Origin of the sequence: Rubneribacter badeniensis (genome assembly GCF_002899695.1) — a bacterium.
Taxonomy (GTDB): domain Bacteria; phylum Actinomycetota; class Coriobacteriia; order Coriobacteriales; family Eggerthellaceae; genus Rubneribacter; species Rubneribacter badeniensis.
The window spans coordinates 1-6,008 of record NZ_PPEL01000126.1 but is presented as its reverse complement, the minus strand read 5'-3'; the positions used below and the strand labels follow the sequence as shown (position 1 = coordinate 6,008).

At 66.2% G+C, this 6,008-nt stretch carries 5 protein-coding genes; 3 read left to right on the top strand and 2 right to left on the bottom strand.

What is annotated here, in order from left to right; genetic code table 11:
- Positions 1 to 139 precede the first annotated feature (139 nt).
- Positions 140 to 922, bottom strand: a complete 783-nt coding sequence (locus C2L80_RS12865) for a hypothetical protein (protein WP_087198754.1) — start codon at positions 920 to 922, stop codon at positions 140 to 142.
- A 309-nt stretch (positions 923 to 1,231) separates the two neighbouring features.
- Positions 1,232 to 2,833 (bottom strand): hydroxylamine reductase, encoded by a 1,602-nt coding sequence (gene hcp / locus C2L80_RS12860; RefSeq protein ID WP_193602643.1) that lies wholly within the window; start codon positions 2,831 to 2,833, stop codon positions 1,232 to 1,234.
- Positions 2,834 to 3,113: 280 nt separating this feature from the next.
- Between hcp and C2L80_RS12855 the strand changes: the two genes are divergently transcribed.
- Genes C2L80_RS12855 through C2L80_RS14490 form a run of 3 tightly spaced genes read left to right on the top strand, consistent with a single transcriptional unit; the run spans position 3,114 to position 5,553 of the window.
- Positions 3,114 to 3,797 (top strand): Crp/Fnr family transcriptional regulator, encoded by a 684-nt coding sequence (locus tag C2L80_RS12855; RefSeq protein WP_087198755.1) that lies wholly within the window; start codon positions 3,114 to 3,116, stop codon positions 3,795 to 3,797.
- Positions 3,794 to 4,447: a cysteine hydrolase family protein gene (locus C2L80_RS12850; protein WP_087198756.1), complete on the top strand. Its 654-nt coding sequence runs from the start codon at positions 3,794 to 3,796 to the stop codon at positions 4,445 to 4,447. The genes C2L80_RS12855 and C2L80_RS12850 overlap by 4 nt, the downstream gene beginning before the upstream one ends.
- The gene (locus C2L80_RS14490) at positions 4,444 to 5,553 is read left to right on the top strand and encodes a TrmH family RNA methyltransferase (RefSeq protein WP_239939011.1); all 1,110 of its coding nucleotides are present in this window, start codon (positions 4,444 to 4,446) and stop codon (positions 5,551 to 5,553) included. The genes C2L80_RS12850 and C2L80_RS14490 overlap by 4 nt, the downstream gene beginning before the upstream one ends.
- Positions 5,554 to 6,008 lie beyond the last annotated feature (455 nt).

Here is a 6,008-nt window from a genome sequence, read left to right as displayed (position 1 = left end):
CCCTCGCAACGCCCCCCCCAGATAAGAGAAGAGGAGGACCCGAAGGCCCTCCTCCCGATTCCAGGCTTCGCAGGTATCTGGAACCTAATCGCTGTCGATAGTCTGGCAGGTTCTAATCATCGCATCAAGGTCGTGCGCGCTAATAACACTTAGCGCACGGCTCCAGGCCATTTGCCTCAGCTTGGGCACGAGTCATCTCGCTGATCGAGTTTGCGTTGCTGAGGCCGGAGCACCCCTTCCGCGAGTGGTATTTCGAGCCTGTGGCAGTCACGTACACCGTCGCGTTGTTGCGAGCCTCTTCCTGTGCCTGCGCACTTGCAGCTGCGTCTGCCTCAGCTTGGGCCTGGGCCTCAACCGCTGCTGCTTCCTCCTCGGCCTTTTTCTGGGCTTCTGCCTCCGCAGCCGCAGCTGCAGCCGCCTCTTCCTCGGCCTTCTTTTGCGCCTCTTCTGCAGCCACTCGCTCCTGCTCGGCGGTAAGCAAGCTCATGAGGTCTCCAGCGCTGTAGCTTATCTGCGCTCCCGAGTAATCGGTTTCGAAGCTCGATACCCCTTCAGTGGAGAACGAGGGGGAAGTCAGGTCTACGGACGAGTTCTTATCGCACGAGATGTGTATCGACAGCTTTTCCTCATCGCCGTCCGAATAGTGGATCACAAGGTACGCGGTGGAGGACCAGCTGCTCGCGGTGTTGTTCGTGGCGGTAGCTTTCACGACCGCCTTGCTGTCCGTTATCTCGATTGCGTTGAAATCTAGCGTCCTGTCCTTGGCAAGTTGGGCGTTCGTCATCGATGTGCAGCCCGCAACGACAAGAGAAAGAACCCAAACTGCCGCGATTAGCGGAATCTTAACCTTCTTATCGAATCGCGGCGTCTTGACCGCCCAAATTGTGAACATGATCGGGAAGAAGCAGATCCAAAGGAGCACGATGAGCCCGGTGCCGAGGCATCCCCTCTTCTTCGGCTGGCCCGGCTAACTCGGTTGGCCTCCTCCAACGGTGTTGTTCGCTGAGATTGTCGCTTTGGGCATCGGCCCTCCCGCTCCTTTCTCTAGCTCGCGGCGATTGTGTACGTATTCAGCACCCCTTCAGGCGCGTTGTTGAAGTATGTTACTCCATTCAGGTCGTAATGGGCGGCATAAGTATGGCCGCCACCCGCATCATGCCAACGCACCCCGGCCCCGCCATGTGCGACGGGGCCGGGGCGTGCGCGGCACATGCGACAGACGCCTCCACAGCTATCCGAGGATAGCCGCCAGATCCTGCTCCGGCGTGCTCACGGGATGCACGTCGAACTCGCGCACAAGCACGTCCAGCACGGCGGGAGACACGAACGCCGGCAGCGTCGGCCCCAGGTAGATGCCCTTGATGCCAAGATGCAGCAGCGTGAGCAGGATGCACACGGCCTTCTGCTCGTACCACGACAGCACAAGTGTGAGCGGCAGATCGTTCACGCCGCAGCCGAACGTCTCGGCCAGGGCGACGGCCACCTTGATGGCGCCGTACGCGTCGTTGCACTGCCCCATGTCCATGAGCCGCGGCAGGCCGCCGATGGTGCCCAAATCCAAGTCGTTGAAGCGGAACTTGCCGCATGCCAGCGTAAGCACCACGCTGTCCTCGGGCGTCTGCTGCACGAAGTCGCGGAAGTAGTTGCGGCCCGCTCGCGCGCCATCGCAGCCGCCCACGAGGAAGAAGTGGCTGATGGCCCCCTGCTTCACCGCGTCGACGACCGTGTCGGCCACGCCAAGGACGGTGCCATGGCCGAAGCCCGTGGTGAACTCCGACCCCTCGTCGGCCGCAACGGCGTGCGGCTCGGAGAACCCGCCCAGCTCAAGCGCGCGCTCGATGACGGGGCCGAAGTCCTTGCCGCCTCCCTCGTTCATGCCGATGTGCGCAGCGCCGGGATACGCCACAGGGCCGGTGGTGAACACGCGATCGGCGTAGGACTTGGCGGGCGGCATGAGGCAGTTCGTGGTGAACAGCACGGGCGCGGGCAGGTCGGCGAATTCCTTGCGCTGGTTCTGCCAAGCGGTGCCAAGGTTGCCCTTGAGATGCGGATAGCGCTTGAGCTCGGGATAGGCGTGTGCAGGCAGCATCTCGCCGTGCGTGTAGACGTTCACGCCGCGACCGGCCGTCTGATCGAGCAGGAGCTTGAGGTCGTGCAGATCGTGGCCGGACACCACGATGAAGGGGCCGGGCTCCACGGTGCGCGCCACCTGCGTGGGTTCGGGCGTGCCGAACGTCTCGGTGTTCGCGCGGTCAAGCAGCTCCATGCAGGCCAGGTTCACCTCGCCCACCTTCATTGCGAGCGGCAGCAGCACATCGGCCCCCGCCTCGGCATCGGCGAGCGAGGCAAGCCCTTCGTGCAGGAACGCGGACACGGCCTCGTCGCGGTAGCCGAGCGCCATCGCGTGGTAGGCGTAGGCCGCCATGCCGCGCAGCCCGAACAGCACGAGCGACTTGAGCGAACGAACATCCTCCTGCGCGTTCCACAGCTCGTCCAACTCGTAGTCGGGCGCGGCCTCCGTGCCCGCGGCCTCGGCGATGCGGGCGCGCTCAGCGTGGACGCGCCCGATGAGGCGGCGCAGCTCTTCGTCGTCGAAGTCGACGTTCGTGACCGTGGCGAACAGGCCCTCCATCACGAGGTCGTCGGTGGCGGGGCGCACGGCGGCCGCGCCCGACTCGCTCGCGCGCACGGTGCGCGCGAGGCCCACGAGCGCGCCGGTCAGCTCGTCTTGCAGCCGGGCCGTGGGGGCTTTCTTGCCGCATACGCCCGCCGCACTCGTGCAGCCCGCGCATCCGGCCGTTTGCTCGCATTGGAAGCAAAACATCGTGTCCATAGAAAACTCCTTCTCTCGTCGTTTTCGCGCGGCGCACGCTCGCGCCGCACATCGCCGTGCGACCCGCGCGCTCCCGCTCGCGTCGCCCCGAGGTCGCCCGCCCGACGTCTGCGCGCCCGCAACGCCCGCCTCTCCACCGCCCGCGCTGGTTTGTGTTTTTGCCGAGCGTTTGCGCGGCCTCCCTTGCATGGCGTCTCCCACCCTACGATACTGGCACGAGAAGTTCCGTTGTATTTGCAACAAAGGAACGTGAAGGGCGAGAAAGGGGACGCGGAGGAACATGGACGCACTCGGCCCTCATCTGCCGCTCATCGGCCGCTCTCCCCTGTTCGACGGCATCTGCGCAGACGACCTCGAAGCGCTGCTCTCCTGCCTCGGTGCCCGCACACGCGCGTTCTCAAAGGGCGCCGCCGTGCTGCGCAGGGGAAACGTCACCACGCACATGGGCATGGTGCTGGAAGGGGCCGTGCGGGTGGAACGCGACGACTACTGGGGAAACCGCAACATCATCGCGTCGTTCGGGCCGGGGCAGTCGTTCGCCGAAGTGTACGCATGCGAGCCCGATCTGCCGCTCGACGTGAACGTCGTAGCCGCGAGCGACGCGCTCGTGCTGTTCCTCGACGTGGGCCGCGTCGCCACGATGTGCTCGACCTCGTGCGCGTTTCACGCGCGGCTCGTCCGCAACCTGCTCGGCCTCATCGCGAAGCGCACCCACGCCCTCACGCGCAAGATCGAGCACACCTCGAAGCGCACCACGCGCGCAAAGCTGCTCTCGTACTTGTCCGACCAGGCAGAATCCGCAGGATCGAACCGCTTCTCCATCCCGTTCGACCGCCAGGAGCTGGCCGACTACCTGTCCGTTGACCGCAGCGCCATGTGCGCCGAGCTCTCGCGCATGAAGCGCGACGGCCTCGTCGACTTCCAGAGGAACCAATTCGAGATCGTCCAAAGGAGCATCCCATGATACGACCGCGCACCGCCGCGTTCCTCGTCATCGACATGCAGCACGGCTTCGTCGACCCCTCTTCGTCGCTGTGCGTGGCTGGCGCGGCCGCCACGGTGCCCGCATGCTCGCGCGCGCTCGACAAAGCGCGCGAGCTGGGCATGCCTGTGTTTCACATCGTTCGCGAATACGCCGAGGACGGCTCCGACGTGGAAGCCACGCGCCGCGCCGACTGGATCGCGGGCGGCAAGCCGCTTTCGCGCGCGTGTGCAAGCCCGCGATCACTCGCAGAGGTGGAGCCGCTCGCGCCCCAGGGAAGCGACCGCGTGATCGTGAAGCCGCGGTTCTCGGCGTTCTTCGGCACGCAGCTCGACCTCGTGCTGCGCCGCATGGGGGTGGGCACGGTGGTGCTCACGGGCACCACGACTCCCAACTGTATCCGCACCACCTGCTACGACGCGCTTTCGCTCGACTACAACGTGGCCATCGTGGAGGATTGCACGTCGTCGCGCTCGCCCCAAGTGCAGGCCGCCAGCATCGAGGACATGCGCTGCGTGGGCGCGCACATCCTTTCCTGCGAGGAGTTCTGCGATGTCGGGCTTGCCGACATGCCCGACATCGTCGCCGAGGCCCGCGCGGCATGCCATGCCGGAACGGAGGAGTTGCGGTGATCGTCGAAGTCTCGACGCTCGACGACAAGCGGCTCGATGCGTACGCCCGCTTGACGGAGGCGCAGCTGCGCAGCAAGCTGGAGCCCGAGCGGGCGCTGTTCATCGCCGAATCCGGCAAGGTGATCGAGCGTGCGCTCGCGGGCGGCATGGAGCCGTTGTCGCTGCTCATGGAGGAGAAATGGCGCGCGCCCATGCAGCCGATCATCGACGAGGTGGCCGCGCGCTGGGGCGAAGGGGTGCCCGTGTTCGTGGCTCCGCACGACGAGCTAGCGAAGCTCACGGGGTTCGAGCTGACGCGCGGAGCGCTCGGCGCGTTTCGGAGGCCGGCGCTGCCGAGCGTGGCCGACGTGGTGGCGGGCGCACGACGCATCGCGGTGCTCGAGGACATCACGAACCACACGAACGTGGGAGCCATCTTCCGCTCGGCCGCGGCGCTGGGCGTGGACGCCGTGCTCGTGACGCCGGCATGCTACGACCCGCTGTACCGCCGCGCCGTGCGGGTGTCGATGGGCACCGTGTTCCAGGTGCCGTGGACGCGCATCGGCACCGCGGATGTGGGCGAGAGCGCGATAAGCGTGGATGCGCGGGCGGCAGATGCGCGTGCGGTGGACGGGCGCGCTGCGGATGCGGAGGGCGCGGATGCGGTGGGTGAAGGCATCGCAGATGTCGCGGGCGTGCATGCGGTGGCCGCGCGTGCCACGGGCGCGGGTGTGGCAGACGCGCATGCGCCAGCCTCGCGCGCCGCGGGCGTAGGCGGCTGGGCAGTCAAGGGCGTACATACGGCAGATGCGCATGCCGCGGGTGCGGGTTTGCGCGCCACGGACGCAGGCGGCTGGGCAGTCGAGGGCGTGCCGCTTCTGCACGAACTCGGGTTCAAGACGGCGGCCATGGCGCTCTCCGATGAATCCGTGCCCCTCGACGACCCCGCGCTCAACGCCGAAGAACGCCTGGCCATCGTGCTGGGCACCGAAGGCGACGGCCTCGCGCGCGACACCATCGCGCGCTGCGACTACACCGTGCGCATCCCCATGGCCCGCGGCGTGGATTCCCTCAACGTGGCGGCCGCAAGTGCCGTGGCCTTCTGGCAGCTGCGAGCGCGCGCATAGAGCGCGCCCAGAAAGCGCCCGATCCGACACTCGGATCGCCTCATGCAAGATGTCGGCCAATCGGCAAAGCGACAGATCGGTCGAAGATCAGTCGGCCCGTTCACCGGTCGGTCAGTCGGTCCACCGGTCGACATTCTGGCTTCGTCGCCGAGTTTCGGCTTCGCCAACCGGCCTCATGCTTCGCCAGTGGACGCTTCGACCGGCTGACCAACTGCACGACCGCCCACGCACACGATCGTCTATGCGCACGATCGTCCACGGTAACGAATTCGCATAAATTTTCCCATATTTGACCGCAAAGGAGCATTTGCGTGCATTTTTGCCCTGAATTGGGGGTGCGGACGTTTTTCCGGACGGCCTAGGCGGCCAGCCCCAGCCGCCTCCTGCGGCCGGCTATCGTATCGTACACCTTGCGCCCTCCCTCGTCGAACGCCTTCAGCCTCCCCTCCCGGTAC

Bases quoted from the DNA above. Each gene is read 5' to 3' on its own strand.
- hcp (WP_193602643.1), bottom strand. From the start codon at position 2,833: ATGGACACGATGTTTTGCTTCCAATGCGAGCAAACGGCCGGATGCGCG.
- C2L80_RS12855 (WP_087198755.1), top strand. From the start codon at position 3,114: ATGGACGCACTCGGCCCTCATCTGCCGCTCATCGGCCGCTCTCCCCTG.
- C2L80_RS12850 (WP_087198756.1), top strand. From the start codon at position 3,794: ATGATACGACCGCGCACCGCCGCGTTCCTCGTCATCGACATGCAGCAC.